We start from the raw sequence: 15234 nt of genomic DNA on the forward strand, positions 1-15234 counted from the left end.
GTCGGCCATGAGTCTGGAAAACCTGTCCTGCCAGAAAAGCTTCGGCGGCTGGCATAAACGCTACAAGCATCATTCGGCTGTGCTCGATTGCGACATGACCTTCGCCGTCTACCTGCCGCCACAGGCGGAGCAGGGTGGCAAGCTGCCGGTGCTGTACTGGCTGTCCGGCCTGACCTGCACCGACGAGAACTTCATGCAGAAGGCCGGCGCCCAGCGCATGGCTGCCGAGCTGGGCTTGATCATCGTGGCGCCCGACACCAGCCCGCGTGGGCCGGGTGTGCCGGACGACCCGGAGAATGCCTGGGATTTCGGCCTGGGCGCCGGTTTCTACCTGAATGCCACCCAGCAACCCTGGGCCGCGCATTATCGGATGCACGACTACGTGGTGCAGGAATTGCCGGCGTTGGTTGAAGCGCATTTCCCGGCTTCGGACAAACGCGGCATCAGCGGTCACTCCATGGGCGGCCACGGTGCGTTGGTGTGTGCACTGCGCAATCCCGGTCGCTACTTGTCGGTGTCGGCGTTTTCGCCGATCAATAACCCGATGGATTGCCCGTGGGGCCAGAAAGCCTTCTCCCGTTACCTGGGCGAAGAGCGCGCCAAGTGGCGCGAGTGGGATGCCTGCATGTTGATCAGCGAAGCCTCGGAAAAGCTGCCGCTGTTGGTGGACCAGGGCGATCGCGACGATTTCCTCGCCGAGCAGCTCAAGCCCGAAGCCTTGCAGCAGGCGGCCAGGGCGGCCAACCATCCGCTGCAACTGCGCCTGCAACCGGGTTACGACCACAGCTACTTCTTTATTGCCAGTTTCATCGAAGATCACTTGCGCCATCACGGACGCGCTTTGCTCGGTTAATCTGCGGCAAAAGTAGGTAGAATCACGCCCTGAATTAAATCGGGGCGTTTTTTTATGCGTATTGGCCACGGCTACGATGTGCACCGTTTCGCCGAAGGCGAGTTCATCACCCTGGGCGGCGTGCGCATTGCACATCACCGCGGGTTGCTGGCCCATTCCGACGGCGATGTTGTGTTGCATGCCTTGAGCGATGCCTTGCTCGGCGCGGCGGCACTGGGCGATATCGGCAAGCACTTTCCAGACACCGACCCGACGTTCAAGGGCGCGGACAGTCGTGTGTTGCTGCGCCATGTGGTCGGACTCATCCACGCCAGGGGCTGGAAGGTCGGCAACGTCGATAACACCATCGTGGCCCAGGCACCGAAAATGGCGCCCCATATCGAATCGATGCGCGCGCTGATCGCCGCCGACCTGCAAATAGAACTGGATCAAGTGAACGTGAAAGCCACCACCACCGAAAAGCTCGGGTTTACCGGTCGTGAAGAGGGCATTGCGGTGCACTCCGTCGCCTTGTTGCTGCGCGCATGAATGAACTGCAATTGCTGGGCCCGCGGGCTTATGGCGAGGCGCTGGGCAGCGCGGTCCTGAAGGCGACCGCCGAGGACTTCCAGGTCGATGAAGTGCTGGATATTCCGCTGAGCGGCGACGGCGAACACCTGTGGTTGTGGGTGGAAAAACGCGGCCTGAACACCGAAGAGGCGGCCCGGCGTATCGCCAGGGCGGCGGGTGTGCCGCTGCGCACGGTCAGTTACGCCGGGCTCAAGGATCGCCAGGCGTTGACCCGCCAATGGTTCAGCGTGCAGCTGCCCGGCAAGGCCGACCCGGACATGAGCGGTGCGCAAGACGACACCCTCAGGATCCTGGAAATGAAACGCCACAAGCGCAAATTGCAGCGCGGTGCTCATTCGGCCAATGGTTTTACCCTGCGCCTGACGCAACTGGCCGGTGATACCGCCGCCATCGATGCGCGTCTGCAACTGATTGCCCGGCACGGTATTCCCAATTATTTCGGCACGCAGCGCTTTGGCCATAACGGCGGCAACGTCGTGGATGCCCGCGAATGGGCTGCGCGCAAAGCCTTGCCGGAGCAGCGTGCGGTGCGGTCGCGGTTGCTCTCCACTGCGCGCAGTTTCCTCTTCAATAAAGTGCTGGCCGCCCGCGTGGCGGACGGTTCCTGGCAGCGTGCACAGGTTGGCGATTTGCTGGCATTTACCGACAGTCGCAGTTTTTTCCCGGCGGGGGAGGCTGAATGCAACGACCCGCGTCTGGCAATCCTGGACCTGCACCCCACCGGCCCACAATGGGGCGAGGGCGACTCTCCGGCGAAAGGTCTTACCTTTGAACTGGAGCAATCTGTCGCCGCCGGCGAATCTGACCTGCGTGATTGGCTGGTGAATGCCGGAATGAGCCAGGAACGTCGCATTCTGCGGCTGCCCATTGGCGGGTTGACGTGGCATTATCCCCGGCCTGACATTCTGCAATTGGAATTCGTCCTGCCGGCCGGATGCTTCGCCACTGTCTTGGTGCGCGAGCTTGTTGATCTGGTGCCGGTGGGGCAGACGGACAGCCCATGCGTATTCTGATATCAAACGATGACGGTGCCACCGCACCCGGCCTCGCTGCGCTTCATGCTGCGCTCGCGGATTACGCCGAGTGCGTGGTGGTTGCCCCCGACCAGGACAAAAGTGGTGCCAGCTGTTCGCTGACACTTGACCGTCCGCTGCACCCGCACGTCCTCGCCAATGGTTTTATCAGCGTGAACGGTACGCCCACCGATTGCGTGCACCTGGCGATCAACAGCCTGCTTGAGCAGCAGCCGGACCTGATCGTGTCGGGCATTAACCTCGGCGCCAACCTGGGTGACGACGTGCTGTATTCCGGCACTGTCGGCGCGGCGCTTGAAGGGCGTTTCCTCGGGCGAACCTCGTTTGCGTTCTCCCTGGCGTCGCGCCAACTGGACAACCTGCCCACGGCCGCCCATTTCGCGCGCAAGCTGGTCGAGGCGCACGCTTCACTCGACTTGCCGCCGCGCACAGTGCTCAACGTCAATATTCCCAACTTGCCCCTCGGCCATATTCGCGGTATCCGGCTCACGCGTCTGGGCCATCGGGCCCGCGCAGCGGCGCCGCTGAAGGTGGTCGATCCGCGTGGCAAGGAAGGTTACTGGATTGCCGCAGCCGGCGATGCCGAAGACGGTGGCGAGGGCACGGACTTTCATGCGGTGATGCAAGGTTATGTTTCGATTACCCCGTTGCAATTTGATCGCACCTTCAGTGATGCCTTTAGTCGTCTCGATGGCTGGCTGGAGGGGCTGCGCTGATGGCTCGTGAACAGGACGACCTGCTGCGTCGCGGCATCGGGATGACCTCCCAACGCACCCGCGAGCGTTTGATCCAGCGCCTGTATGAAGAGGGCCTGTCCAACGCTCAGGTGCTGGAAGTGATTCGGCGCACACCTCGCCATCTGTTTGTCGATGAAGCCCTGGCGCACCGCGCCTACGAAGACACCGCGTTGCCGATCGGCCATAACCAGACCATTTCCCAGCCTTACATGGTTGCGCGCATGAGCGAGCTGTTGCTGGCGGCGGGCCCATTGGACAAAGTGCTGGAGATCGGCACCGGTTCGGGCTACCAGACTGCCGTGCTGTCGCAGTTGGTGGAGCGGGTGTTCTCGGTGGAGCGCATCAAGGTGTTGCAGGACCGTGCCAAAGAGCGCCTGGTTGAGTTGAACCTGCGCAACGTGGTGTTTCGCTGGGGCGATGGCTGGGAAGGCTGGCCAGCATTGGCGCCGTATAACGGCATTATCGTTACGGCAGTGGCCACGGATGTCCCGCAGGCATTGCTTGATCAACTCGCCCCCGGTGGACGCCTGGTGATCCCGGTGGGGGCCGGTGAAGTGCAGCAATTGATGCTGATTATCCGTGAGGACGACGGCTTTTCCCGACATGTGCTTGGGGCGGTACGCTTCGTGCCGTTGCTCAATGGGCCGCTGGCCTGATCATTTATGGGCAGGCAGTGAATTCCGTTGCGTGGGATGTGTCTTACGGCGGGGTCTATCGAATCACGATGATCAAGCGTTGGTGGTCAACACGATGAGTCTTTCGTTTGCGCCGTGTACCGGTAAAAAGCCAATGCCCAGTTATACTTGCGGCATCTTTCAAGCCTGATACAGGCATTCATGTTCAGCCACCATCAAAGGGAGCGGCGGGTGAGTCTCACAGGTCTTGCGCAGCGTATGAGTAAAACTAGCTTTCAGCGACTGGTGCTTGGCCTTGTCTTGAGTTCGTTACTGGCAGCCTGCTCCAGCACGCCAAGCAGCGGCGCACGGGTCGTTGACCGTACCAAGGCGGTGCCGCAGAAACCTACGGTCACCACCGGGCAATATGTAGTGCGCAAGGGCGATACGATGTTCTCGATCGCCTTTCGTTATGGCTGGGACTACAAGGCGCTCGCAGCTCGTAACAATATTCCCGTGCCCTATACCATCCATCCGGGACAGACGATTCGCTTCGACGGCCGCAGCGGTTCCGCGCCCGTGTCCGTGGTGACAAGCAGTGGGTCTTCGTCATCCTCCTCGAGCAAGACCACCATCACCACCCGGCCTGCCGGTACCGCGGCGCCGACTGTCGCGAGCAGGCCCGCACCCGCGCCGCTGCCTCCTGCGGGCCCTGCGCCGAAGGGCTGGGGATGGCCTTCAAACGGGGTGTTAATTGGAAAATTCTCTTCAAACGGTAGTTTGAATAAAGGCATTGATATCGCTGGGGATTTGGGACAGCCTGTTTTAGCTGCGTCTGATGGGACAGTGGTTTACGCCGGGAGTGGTTTACGGGGCTACGGCGAGCTGGTCATCATCAAGCACAGTGACACCTACGTCAGTGCTTACGGTCACAACCGCAGGCTGTTGGTTCGGGAGGGGCAGCAGGTCAAGGTCGGACAGACGATTGCTGAAATGGGGTCAACGGGGACAGACCGGGTGAAACTGCATTTTGAGATTCGCCGTCAAGGGAAGCCCGTCGATCCGCTGCAATTCCTACCCCGTCGTTGATGTGTTACCAGCCTGTTCCCTCACGTAGAAGGAACAGGCTCCAGCGTTGCCAAGGATAAAGGCGCCGCTTGAGCTTGAGGTCGAACTCACCAAAGGACTATAACAATGGCTCTCAGTAAAGAAGCGCCGGAGTTTGACATCGACGATGAGGTTCTCCTTATGGAGACCGATATCGCTATGGAATCGATGTCGAATGAGGGACCTGCAACACCTTCAGTTCGTACCAAATCCAAGAACGCTTCCGCATTAAAGCAACACAAGTACATTGACTACACGCGGGCACTTGATGCGACGCAGTTGTACCTCAATGAAATCGGTTTTTCCCCTCTGTTGACCCCCGAAGAAGAAGTCCATTTTGCGCGCTTGTCGCAAAAGGGTGATCCGGCCGGGCGCAAACGCATGATTGAGAGCAACCTGCGCCTGGTGGTGAAGATCGCCCGACGTTACGTCAATCGTGGGCTGTCCTTGCTGGACCTGATCGAGGAGGGCAACCTCGGCCTGATTCGCGCGGTGGAAAAGTTCGACCCTGAGCGGGGCTTTCGGTTTTCCACCTATGCCACCTGGTGGATCCGCCAGACCATCGAACGGGCGATCATGAATCAGACCCGTACAATCCGTCTGCCGATCCATGTGGTCAAAGAGCTCAACGTCTACCTGCGGGCGGCACGTGAGCTGACACAAAAGCTCGATCATGAACCTTCGCCCGAAGAAATCGCCAACCTGCTGGAGAAGCCAGTCGCGGAGGTCAAGCGCATGCTGGGCCTTAATGAGCGGGTGTCTTCGGTCGATGTCTCGCTGGGTCCGGACTCGGATAAAACCCTGCTGGACACCCTGACCGATGATCGTCCGACAGACCCCTGCGAGCTGTTGCAGGACGATGACCTTTCCCAAAGCATTGACCAGTGGCTGTCCGAGCTTACGGACAAGCAGCGTGAGGTGGTGATTCGCCGCTTTGGCCTGCGTGGCCATGAGAGCAGCACCCTGGAGGACGTAGGCCTGGAGATCGGCCTGACGCGTGAGCGGGTGCGGCAGATCCAGGTGGAGGGCCTCAAGCGCTTGCGCGAGATCCTGGAGAAGAATGGCTTGTCGAGCGAGTCGTTGTTCCAGTAGTAACGCAGTACAAATGTGGGAGGGGGCTTGCTCCCGATTGCAGTGAAACAGTCACCGGTTGTACCGACTGTTCCACCGCTGTCGGGAGCAAGCCCCCTCCCACATTTTTTGTGCGCGGCATTCCATGGCGCAAAGGCCAGATTCCGGGCATAAAAAAACCCCGCTTTTAAGGGCGGGGTCTTTTCGACTGAGTCAGTACAAGTTAGATAACTTGAACTTCTTCAGCTTGCATGCCTTTCTGACCGCGGGTAGCGATGAAAGAAACCTGTTGGCCTTCTTTCAGGCTTTTGAAGCCGTCGGATTGGATAGCTTTGAAGTGAACGAACAGGTCGTCACCGGATTGTGGAGTGATGAAGCCGAAGCCTTTTTCATCGTTGAACCACTTAACGGTACCAGTTTGGCGATTAGACATGGTGTAACTCCTTGAACAAAGTTAACTGCGACTCAGGAAAAGCCCTGGCCGAGACTGAGTGCAAAGAGCAGGAAAAATTCTTGGAGATGGTTGGATCGAAATTCAACATATCGTGTAGAGATTCTCAGTGACACAAGCAACACAGTGACGCCACCTTAACCGTTTTTCCGGAACGTGCCAATGGTATTTCCACAGGTTTCTATAAATTCGTGACTGGCGGCGGTATTTACAGCGCGCTCTTACGGCAGTCAGAGCCCGACCCCGCTGGCTGTGGCCTGCAGCCACGCGCGCATCCGCGAAGAAATGCCCCGCGCCCTTTGAACCCCATCGCCGGCCCCGGTAAGATGCCCCACAGCCTTTTTTCTACCTCGCTATTCAGGACACCCGCCATGAGCATCAAATCGGACAAGTGGATTCGCCGCATGGCGCAAGAGCACGGCATGATCGAACCCTTCGTCGAGCGCCAGATCCGTGGCGAAGGCAATGACCGCGTGATCTCGTACGGTGTTTCCAGCTACGGCTACGACGTGCGTTGCGCCGACGAATTCAAGGTGTTCACCAACATCAATTCGGCCACTGTCGACCCAAAGAACTTCGACGAAAAGAGCTTCGTCGACATCAAGAGCGACGTGTGCATCATCCCGCCCAACTCTTTCGCCCTGGCGCGTACCGTGGAGTTCTTCCGTATTCCTCGCGACGTGTTGACCATCTGCCTGGGCAAAAGCACCTACGCGCGTTGCGGCATTATCGTCAACGTGACGCCGCTGGAGCCAGAGTGGGAGGGCCACGTGACCCTGGAGTTCTCCAACACAACCACGTTGCCGGCGAAAATCTACGCAAATGAAGGTGTCGCGCAGATGCTTTTCCTGCAGTCCGATGAAGCCTGTGAAGTGTCCTACAAGGACCGTGGCGGCAAGTACCAGGGCCAGCGTGGCGTCACTCTCCCACGCGCTTGATCGAAAGGTCGTACACGTTAAGGGAATTAGTCTGCAAGAAGTGACTCTATTAGGTGTACTGCCTCGGTGCGTGTAAAGCGCGCCGAGCCACGCTTGAGGAGTACCTTATGAAGATTGACCCGCGAATCAGCGCTGAACTTGCCCGGCTTGAACCCAACCAGATTGGTGTTTTAGCCTGGTCCCTGATGGCCAACCCTGCTCACGCGGGTGGCATTCCCGGCCAACCTGAACCGGATTATCCCCAGCCGACCGAGCCAGGCGAGCCCGTCCTCCCGGATGAGCCACCGCCCGCACCTGTCGCCTGATAGATGTGCGGCCAGTCAGTGCCTCACTGAACGGGCCATACCTCGTGATCGCCGATCACAAACAGTCGGCGATCAACGTCCTGCTCAACTGCATAGCCGCCAGTAAATGCGCCGAAGGCCGGCAGAAGGCTGACCTGCGTGCCTATCAGAAAGCACGGCAGGCGCAGGCTTTGCCGGCCCTTGCCGCGCAATCGATACACCGGATGCACATGCCCGGCCAGCACGTGGTGGCTGGGGTGGGCGTCCGGTTCGTGTTGCAGAGCGAAGGGGCCCATCAGAAGCGGTTCGGTGACCACCTCAATACGTAAATCGGCAGGCGGATCGCCCGCACGTTTATCGTGATTGCCGCGAATCAACGTCATTGCCAGATCAGGCGTGCGATCACGCCAGGCCCTTAACGCCCCCAGTGTTCCGCTGGCGTGGGAGCCGGGGCCATGCAGAAAATCCCCCAGAAAGATCACTTGTTCGCAGGCAAACCCGCTTAGCACACGGTCAAGCCTCTGCAGATTGGCCGTGGTGGTCCCCTGCGGCACCGGTTGCCCGAGGCTGCGGTAGGCCGATGCCTTGCCAAAGTGCGCGTCGGCAATCAGCAGCGTACGGCGGGCGGGCCAGTACACGGCCTTGTCCGCCAGCAGCCACAGTTCTTCCCCCTCAAGCGTGACAGAGCAATACATCAACGTTTCCCGTTATCCGCGACTTTTTCCAAGTCCTTGACCATCCGCGCAATACGCTCCGACAGTTTTTCCGAGCTCATGCTCTCGCGCATCCGTTCCACCAGCAGCGGAAAGGCCAGCGGGGTAGGCCGCTCGATCATATGCAGATCGCGTTTGAGCGATGACAGATGCAGCAACGTATCTTCCAGCCGTCGAATATCCAACTCATCACGCAGGACTTCCTCCCCGGCCTGGGTCAGCAACAAGTTGTGCGGATCGTATTGCTTGAACACCTCGAAAAACAAACCACTGGAGGCCTGCACCTGCCGGGTACTCTTCGGCGCTCCCGGGTACCCGGCAAACACCAGCCCGGCAATCCGCGCGATCTCGCGAAAGCGGCGCAGCGCCAGTTCCCCTGCATTCAAGCTTGCGGCAACGTCCGCCAGCAGATGCTCCGGGCTCAGCAGGGCCTCGTTCAATAGACGTGGCCAGTGCACCTCGGTGGCGCTCAGCAGCTCTAGCCCGTAATCGTTCACCGCAATCGAAAACGTCACTGGCTGTTGCTGGCTGACCCGCCATGCCAGCAGGCTTGCCAGTCCCAGGTGCACCTGACGGCCGGCGAAGGGGTAGAGAAACAGATGCCAGCCCTCGCGCGACTTCAGCGCTTCGGCCAGCAGGTGATCGTGGGTGGGCAGCCCCGACCAGCGCAATTGCGTTTGCAGCAACGGTTGCACCGCTTGCATCTCCGGGCCGTCGAAGCGCCCATGCGCCGCCGCGTCAAAGCGTTCGACCACCGCCTGCGCCAGCTCGTTGGAAAGCGGCATGCGCCCGCCATTCCAGCGCGGCACGGCGGCTTTTTTCGCGGTGCTGCGGCGCACGTAGGCGGTCATGTTCTCCACGCGCACCAGTTCCAGCAAGCGGCCGGCAAACAGAAACCCGTCCCCCGGCTTGAGCCGCGCAATAAAACCTTCCTCGACACTGCCCAGATTCTTGCCGCCGCCGCCCTTGCTCCAGTATTTGAGATGGATACTCGCATCGCTGACGATAGTGCCAACGCTCATGCGATGACGCCGCGCCAGGCGCGCATCGGGCACGCGCCAGATGCCATGTTCGTCCGGTTCCACGCGGCGGTAATCCGGGTAGGCGGTCAGCGACAGGCCGCCGTGGCGCACAAAGCCCAGCGCCCAGGCCCAGTCCTCCTCCGTGAGTTCGCGATACGCCCAGGCACCGCGAACTTCCGCCAGCAAGGCATCGGGCGTAAAGCCGCCGCCCAAGGCCATGCTCACCAGGTGTTGTACGAGTACATCCAGCGGCTTGTGGGGCGATTCCCGCGCTTCGATGCGCCGTTCGGCGATTGCATCCTGCGCCGCCGCAGCCTCCACCAGCTCCAGGCTATGGGTCGGCACCAGCGTCACCCGTGACGGCCGCCCTGGCGCATGGCCGGAGCGCCCGGCGCGTTGCATCAGGCGCGCCACGCCTTTGGCCGAGCCGATCTGCAGCACGCGCTCCACCGGTAAAAAGTCCACGCCCAGGTCCAGGCTCGACGTACACACCACGGCCTTGAGCTGCCCGTCTTTCAAGGCGCGCTCCACCCAGTCACGGGTTTCCCGCGACAGTGAGCCGTGGTGCAGGGCGATCAAACCGGCCCAGTCCGGCCGCGCATCCAGCAAGGCCTGGTACCAGATTTCCGATTGTGCACGGGTATTGGTGAACACCAGGCAACTGCTGCTCGAGTCCACTTCGGCCACCACTTGCGGCAGCATCTTCAAACCAATATGCCCGGCCCATGGGAAACGTTCGGTGACGGGCGGCAACAGCGTATCAATGATCAATCGCTTGGCAGTCTGCCCCTGCACATTGATCCCATCGCCCTGTGGGACCAATACCTCCAGCGCGTGGGCCTGATTGCCCAGGGTCGCGGAAATGCCCCACACCATCAATTCAGGGTGCCAGCGCCGCAAGCGGGCCAACGCCAATTGCAACTGCACGCCGCGCTTATTGCCGATCAATTCATGCCATTCATCCACGATCACCATGCGCAGGTGCCCCAGGCTGGCCTCGCTGTCGGCGCGGGCGAGCATCAGGGTCAGGCTTTCCGGGGTGGTGACCAGCGCAGTGGGCTGGCGGCGGGTCTGGCGGGCACGTTCGCTGTTACTGGTATCGCCGGTGCGCAGGCCGACGCTCCAGGGAATCTGCAAGTCAGCAAGCGGTGCTTCGAGGGCGCGGGCGGTGTCGGCGGCCAGCGCACGCATGGGGGTGATCCACAGCACGCTCAGCGGTTCGGCTGGCGGCTTGCGTTTACCGGTGGCCGGCGGGCGCGTGATGGCCAGGCGGTTGAGCGCGGCGAACCACAAGGCGTAGGTCTTGCCGGCCCCGGTGCTGGCGTGCAACAGGCCGGACCGGCCCTGCTTGACCGCCGCCCACACGTCTTTCTGAAACGCGAAGGGCTTCCAACCCTTGGCGGCGAACCATTGCCTGGCGAAGTCGTGGGGTTTTGCCATGCGGCAGCTGACGTCCTGAAGGGTCTATTCCACAGACCCTTCGCGCGGCATAAAGGTTTACTTCAAGTTGCCACTCAAAAATTGCTGCAGACGCTCGCTCTGCGGATTGCCCAGCACCGCGTCCGGCGTGCCTTCCTCTTCCACTCGGCCCTGGTGCAGGAACAGCACCTGGCTCGACACCTTGCGCGCAAAACTCATCTCGTGGGTCACCATGATCATGGTGCGGCCTTCCTCGGCCAGGCCCTGGATCACCTTGAGCACTTCGCCCACCAGCTCGGGGTCGAGGGCCGAAGTGGGTTCGTCGAACAGCATCACTTCCGGCTCCATGGCCAGGGCGCGGGCGATGGCCACCCGCTGTTGCTGGCCGCCGGAGAGAAAGGCCGGGTATTGATCGGCCACCCGCGCCGGCAGGCCGACCTTGTCCAGGTAGCGGCGGGCACGCTCTTCGGCGTCCTTTTTGCTGCAACCCAGCACCCGGCGCGGGGCCATGGTGATGTTTTCCAGCACGCTCATGTGGCTCCACAGGTTGAAGTGCTGGAACACCATCGCCAGCCGCGTGCGCAGGCGCTGTAACTCGGCATCGTCGGCCACGCGCATGCCGTGGCGGTCACTGACCATGCGGATCGCTTTGCCATCCAGGGTCATGGCACCGTCGTCGGGGGTTTCCAGAAAGTTGATGCAGCGCAAAAACGTGCTCTTGCCCGAGCCGCTGGCGCCGATCAGGCTGATCACGTCACCGGTATTGGCCTTGAGCGTGACGCCTTTGAGCACTTGATTGTCGCCATAGCTTTTATGCAGGCCTTCAACGGTCAGTTTGTACATGGGGCGTGCATCCTCAAGGCGAAAGTAGATAGCCGCTGCGGTAGGCCTGTGCGCCTGCGACATGGCCGATAACCATCCCGGCAGTGGCCATGCGGCGCAGCGAACGAGCGTAAAGCAGGCCTGCGTGCCGGCAGTGCACGGGCGTTACGCGGTCGGTAATGGGGTCGATGATCTCGGCGATCAACTGCCCGGCGTGCAGGTATTCCCCCGGCAGGGCGCTGTACACCAGCAAGCCGCCCACTGGCGTGGCCACCGGTTCCACGCCCGCCAGCGGGGTGGCCGGGTAGGGCAGATCGGGCAGCGGCGGCGCCTGGCCGGCAATTGCGCCGAAGTGAATCAGGTAGTCGATGATCGCCTGACAGTCGAGGCTGGCCAGGCCATGGTTGACGTCACCCTGGCCGCGCAACTCGACGGTGACCGCAAAACTGCCCATGGGCAGCGGGAAGCGCTCGCCGAAACGTTGCTGCAATTGCCACCACACCAGGGTGAAACACTCGTCGAAGGACTGCCCGCCCGAGTCGGTGGCCAGCAGGTTCGCTTCGCTGCCGATATAGCGTGCCAGCGGCTCCACCTGCGGCCAGGCCTCGGGCGTGGTGTACAGGTGCGCCACGGCTTCGAAATCGCAATGCAGGTCCAGCACCATGTCGGCATCGCAGGCCAGGCGTTGCAGCACCAAACGTTGGGACTGCAACTGGGTGTCTGCGGTTTGCTCGGCCAGGGCGCCTGACAGCGCGGTGCGCACCCGCTCCACATTGCGCCGGGGATCGTCGTCCAGCAGCGCCTCCACCTGATCGCCGACCTGCGCACTGAGGTCGACAAAATGGCGATTGAAATTCTGCCCGCTTTCCAGCTCGTAGCGTCCCAGCGGGGTGTCCATCAACACCTGTTCCAGGCCGACCGGATTGGCGATGGGCACCAGCACGATTTCGCTGCGCAGGCGCCCGGCTGCCGCAAGTTCGGCCAGACGCTGTTTCAGATGCCAGGCCACCAGCATGCCCGGCAGCTCATCCGCGTGCAGCGAGGACTGGATATAGATTTTGCCGGCGGCCTGTTCCGGGCCGAAGTGAAAACTGTGAATCTGCCGCGCCGTGCCGGGCACCGGCGCGATCAGATCGTGTACCTGATGACGCATGAACACTCCTTAGCGGCTCGGCCCGAGGAAGGCCAGCCAGCGACGCTCCGCCAGTCGAAACAGACCGACCAGTGCGAAGGTCACCGTCAGATAGATCAGCGCGGCGATGCCGAACGATTGAAAGGTCATGTAGGTGGCCGAGTTGGCGTCCCGTGCGACTTTGAGAATGTCCGGCACCGTTGCGGTGAACGCCACGGTGGTCGAGTGCAGCATCAAAATCACTTCGTTGCTGTAGTAAGGCAGCGAGCGGCGCAACGCCGACGGCATGATCACATAGGCATACAGCTTCCAGCCGCTGAGACCGTAAGCCTTGGCCGCCTCGACTTCACCGTGGGCCATGCTGCGAATGGCGCCTGCGAAAATCTCGGTGGTGTACGCGCAGGTGTTGAGGGCGAAGGCGAGGATGGTGCAGTTCATCGCATCGCGAAAGAACGCGCCCAGCAGCGGCTGCTCGCGTACCGCCGCGATGCTGTAGATACCGGTGTAGCAGATCAGCAACTGGATATAGAGCGGCGTGCCACGAAACAGATAGGTGTAGAACTGCACCGGCCAGCGCACCCGGCGTTTGGGCGACACCCGCGCGATGGACAGCGGGATCGACACGATAAACCCGATGACTAGTGCCGCGCTCAGCAGCCACAGGGTCATGGCCAGCCCGGTGATGTGCTGGCCGTCGCTATAAAGGAAGGGGCGCCAGTATTCCTGCAGGAGCTCGATCATCGCACTGCCTCCCGTGAGCCTGCCGAGTAGCGCCGTTCAAGCCGGCGCAGGACGAAGTTGGACGCGCTGGTGATCAGCAGGTAGATCAACGCGGCGATGACCAGAAAATAGAACAGTTGATACGTGCTCTTGCCGGCATCCTGGGCGGCCTTGACCAGGTCGGCCAGGCCGATGATCGACACCAGCGCTGTGGCCTTGAGCATCACCATCCAGTTATTGCCGATGCCCGGCAGGGCAAAACGCATCATCTGCGGGAAGGTCACGTAGCGAAAGCGTTGCCCGCGCTTGAGCCCGTAGGCGGTCGCGGCTTCCAGTTGGCCACGGGGCACGGCGAGGATCGCGCCGCGAAACGTCTCGGTGAAGTACGCACCGTAGATAAAGCCCAGGGTGATGACCCCGGCGCTGAATGGGTCAATCTCGATGTAGTCCCATTCCATGAAGTCGGTAAAACCCGTCAGCCAGATTTGCAGGCTGTAGAAAATCAGCAGCATCAGCACCAGGTCGGGCACGCCGCGAATCAGGGTGGTGTAAAGCTGGGCGGGAATGCGCAGCAGGCGCAGGCTGGACAATTTGGCACTGGCACCGAGCAGGCCCAGCAGGACGCTGACGGCCAGGGACGCGACCGACAACTTGATGGTCATCCACGTACCTTGCAGCAACAGCGGGCCGAACCCTTTCAAGCTGAAGGCACTCAGCCCCAGGGTGTTCAGAAGATCTTCAAACATGAATTCAGGACCTATGGCGATAAAAAAGCGCCCACCGCAAAGCGATGGGCGCCAGCGTGTTATTTACCGCTGTACAGGTTCAGGTCGCCGAAGTGTTTCTTCTGGATGGTGGCGTAGGTGCCATCATCGTGTAACGCTTTGATACCTTTATCGAGCAGGGCCTTGAGGTCTTTGTTACCTTTTTTGATACCGATCGCGGTTTTCGACGGCAGCAACGGGTCGTCGATGGCGGCGCTGACTTCGTAACCTGCGCCGGCCGGCGACTTCAGAAAGCCCAGTTCGGCTTGCAGCATGTCCTGCACCGAAGCGTCCAGGCGACCGGAGGTCAGGTCGGCGTACACCTGGTCCTGGTTGGCGTAGGCCTTGGTGGTCACACCGGCCTTATCCAGTACGGCCTTGGCGTAGGCTTCCTGGATGGTGCCCTGCTCGTAGCCCACGGATTTGCCCTTGAGGGATTCCGGCGTAGAGAACCCTGCGCCTTTCTTGAACACCAGGGAGGTCGGGCCCGAGAACAGCTCACTGGAGAAGTCGATCGCCTTTTCACGGGCCGCAGTCACGGTCATCGACGAAATCACGCCATCGAACTTGTTGGCGTTGAGGCCCGGGATCATGCCGTCGAAATCGCTTTCAACCCATTTGCACTTGACCTTCAGTTCCGCGCAGATCGCGTTGCCCAGGTCGATATCAAAGCCCACGAGGCTGCCATCGGCGGCCTTGGATTCAAACGGCGCGTAGGAGGGATCCACACCAAAACGCAATTCCTTGTATTCCTTGGCCGTGGCTACACCGGCGGCCATGCACAGGGCCAGTGCAGAAAGGGTCAGCAATGCTTTTTTCATTAGGTAATCCCTGGAAACCAAGATAAGCGCTTGTGGCGCGTTTAGGACTGTTACTGAACGGTGTCAGACGGCTCTCAAGTAGCAATTTCTGCACCATAGTTCCGAATGAGCGTTTTAAAAGGCAAGGCGAGGGCGTTGGGAGTGTAGGTGATGCCCAAAAAT

General features: G+C 60.9%; 17 protein-coding genes. 9 read left to right on the plus strand and 8 right to left on the minus strand.

Annotated features, from left to right (window positions below):
* Nucleotides 1-7: 7 nt before the first annotated feature.
* The 7 genes from fghA (at nt 8) to rpoS (ending at nt 6007) form a co-directional block, all read left to right on the plus strand.
* Nucleotides 8-853 carry an S-formylglutathione hydrolase gene (gene fghA / locus VRB54_RS05945; protein ID WP_338479918.1) on the plus strand — a complete coding sequence of 282 codons (846 nt, stop codon included), beginning with the start codon at nt 8-10 and terminating at the stop codon, nt 851-853.
* 54 nt (nt 854-907) lie between these two features.
* Nucleotides 908-1381 (plus strand): 2-C-methyl-D-erythritol 2,4-cyclodiphosphate synthase, encoded by a 474-nt coding sequence (gene ispF, locus VRB54_RS05950; RefSeq protein ID WP_338479919.1) that lies wholly within the window; start codon nt 908-910, stop codon nt 1379-1381.
* Nucleotides 1378-2436 carry a tRNA pseudouridine(13) synthase TruD gene (gene truD / locus VRB54_RS05955; RefSeq protein ID WP_338479920.1) on the plus strand — a complete coding sequence of 353 codons (1059 nt, stop codon included), beginning with the start codon at nt 1378-1380 and terminating at the stop codon, nt 2434-2436. The genes ispF and truD overlap by 4 nt, the downstream gene beginning before the upstream one ends.
* Nucleotides 2424-3173 carry a 5'/3'-nucleotidase SurE gene (gene surE / locus VRB54_RS05960; RefSeq protein WP_338479921.1) on the plus strand — a complete coding sequence of 250 codons (750 nt, stop codon included), beginning with the start codon at nt 2424-2426 and terminating at the stop codon, nt 3171-3173. The genes truD and surE overlap by 13 nt, the downstream gene beginning before the upstream one ends.
* A 41-nt stretch (nt 3174-3214) precedes the next feature.
* Nucleotides 3215-3850, plus strand: coding sequence for a protein-L-isoaspartate(D-aspartate) O-methyltransferase (locus VRB54_RS05965; protein ID WP_173670290.1), 636 nt, complete (start codon nt 3215-3217; stop codon nt 3848-3850).
* A gap of 210 nt (nt 3851-4060) precedes the next feature.
* Complete coding sequence (locus tag VRB54_RS05970) at nt 4061-4897, plus strand: peptidoglycan DD-metalloendopeptidase family protein (protein WP_338479922.1); 837 nt, start codon at nt 4061-4063, stop codon at nt 4895-4897.
* 105 nt (nt 4898-5002) lie between these two features.
* Nucleotides 5003-6007 carry an RNA polymerase sigma factor RpoS gene (gene rpoS, locus VRB54_RS05975; RefSeq protein ID WP_338479923.1) on the plus strand — a complete coding sequence of 335 codons (1005 nt, stop codon included), beginning with the start codon at nt 5003-5005 and terminating at the stop codon, nt 6005-6007.
* 202 nt (nt 6008-6209) lie between these two features.
* Here the strand turns inward: rpoS and VRB54_RS05980 are convergent, their stop codons facing one another.
* Complete coding sequence (locus VRB54_RS05980) at nt 6210-6419, minus strand: cold-shock protein (protein ID WP_002554837.1); 210 nt, start codon at nt 6417-6419, stop codon at nt 6210-6212.
* Nucleotides 6420-6808: 389 nt separating this feature from the next.
* On the opposite strand from VRB54_RS05980, the gene dcd reads away from it, so the two are divergent.
* Both dcd and VRB54_RS05990 read left to right on the plus strand, forming a co-directional pair.
* Nucleotides 6809-7375, plus strand: coding sequence for a dCTP deaminase (gene dcd / locus VRB54_RS05985; protein ID WP_003231181.1), 567 nt, complete (start codon nt 6809-6811; stop codon nt 7373-7375).
* A 107-nt stretch (nt 7376-7482) separates the two neighbouring features.
* On the plus strand, nt 7483-7680 hold the full coding sequence (locus VRB54_RS05990; protein ID WP_003231179.1) for a hypothetical protein: 198 nt from the start codon (nt 7483-7485) through the stop codon (nt 7678-7680).
* Nucleotides 7681-7703: 23 nt separating this feature from the next.
* On the opposite strand, the gene pdeM is transcribed toward VRB54_RS05990, so the two are convergent.
* From pdeM to VRB54_RS06025, 7 genes are read right to left on the minus strand one after another with little or no spacing between them, the layout of a single operon-like run.
* Complete coding sequence (gene pdeM / locus VRB54_RS05995; protein WP_338479925.1) at nt 7704-8354, minus strand: ligase-associated DNA damage response endonuclease PdeM; 651 nt, start codon at nt 8352-8354, stop codon at nt 7704-7706.
* Nucleotides 8354-10834, minus strand: a complete 2481-nt coding sequence (locus tag VRB54_RS06000; RefSeq protein ID WP_338479926.1) for a ligase-associated DNA damage response DEXH box helicase — start codon at nt 10832-10834, stop codon at nt 8354-8356. Before VRB54_RS06000 ends, pdeM begins: the two co-directional genes overlap by 1 nt.
* A 57-nt stretch (nt 10835-10891) precedes the next feature.
* The gene (locus VRB54_RS06005) at nt 10892-11656 is read right to left on the minus strand and encodes an ABC transporter ATP-binding protein (RefSeq protein ID WP_209989600.1); all 765 of its coding nucleotides are present in this window, start codon (nt 11654-11656) and stop codon (nt 10892-10894) included.
* Nucleotides 11657-11669: 13 nt separating this feature from the next.
* Complete coding sequence (locus tag VRB54_RS06010; RefSeq protein WP_338479927.1) at nt 11670-12788, minus strand: succinylglutamate desuccinylase/aspartoacylase family protein; 1119 nt, start codon at nt 12786-12788, stop codon at nt 11670-11672.
* A 9-nt stretch (nt 12789-12797) separates the two neighbouring features.
* The gene (locus VRB54_RS06015) at nt 12798-13508 is read right to left on the minus strand and encodes an ABC transporter permease (protein ID WP_057007810.1); all 711 of its coding nucleotides are present in this window, start codon (nt 13506-13508) and stop codon (nt 12798-12800) included.
* On the minus strand, nt 13505-14233 hold the full coding sequence (locus tag VRB54_RS06020) for an ABC transporter permease (protein ID WP_057007811.1): 729 nt from the start codon (nt 14231-14233) through the stop codon (nt 13505-13507). Before VRB54_RS06020 ends, VRB54_RS06015 begins: the two co-directional genes overlap by 4 nt.
* A gap of 59 nt (nt 14234-14292) precedes the next feature.
* A complete protein-coding gene (locus VRB54_RS06025) occupies nt 14293-15072 on the minus strand; it encodes a transporter substrate-binding domain-containing protein (protein ID WP_338479928.1) in 780 nt (259 codons plus the stop codon).
* Between the last annotated feature and the right edge of the window lie 162 nt (nt 15073-15234).

This window comes from Pseudomonas trivialis, from assembly GCF_036864995.1.
Lineage (GTDB): Bacteria > Pseudomonadota > Gammaproteobacteria > Pseudomonadales > Pseudomonadaceae > Aquipseudomonas > Aquipseudomonas trivialis.